This is a genomic window from Pseudomonas sp. Kh14, assembly GCF_900291005.1.
Classification (GTDB): Bacteria; Pseudomonadota; Gammaproteobacteria; order Pseudomonadales; family Pseudomonadaceae; genus Aquipseudomonas; species Aquipseudomonas alloputida.
This window is the reverse complement of the sequence record NZ_OLKJ01000223.1, coordinates 1-249: the sequence shown is the minus strand read 5'-3', so window position 1 is coordinate 249 and position 249 is coordinate 1. Positions and strand designations below refer to the sequence as shown.

1 protein-coding gene is annotated in these 249 nt (G+C 58.2%); it reads right to left on the bottom strand.

Features of this window, described 5'->3' with window-relative positions; translation table 11 throughout:
• Positions 1–249 (bottom strand): hypothetical protein (locus FQ668_RS28730; protein ID WP_178097245.1); only part of this gene is annotated, 249 nt, incomplete at both ends.

The following is a 249-nucleotide window of genomic DNA, read 5'->3' as shown; positions in this document are numbered from 1 at the left end:
GTATTCGGTGGTGATGACTTCCGAGCGTCTTTTATTGGCATCATCCACCAGTTCCCAGGTAGTCGTGACCGTTCTGGCCATCAGGAAAATGGTCGGCTGCTTGTCGAAGGGGGCGCCCGGTTCGCCATGATAGTCCATTCGGGTTCGGGTCACTTCCTTGCCCTGAACGCGGGTTTCCATGGTGGTGCGGTGGAAACGGTCGTACTGGATCGTGACGATACGGTCGGCCTGGCCCGCACAACGTTGGGT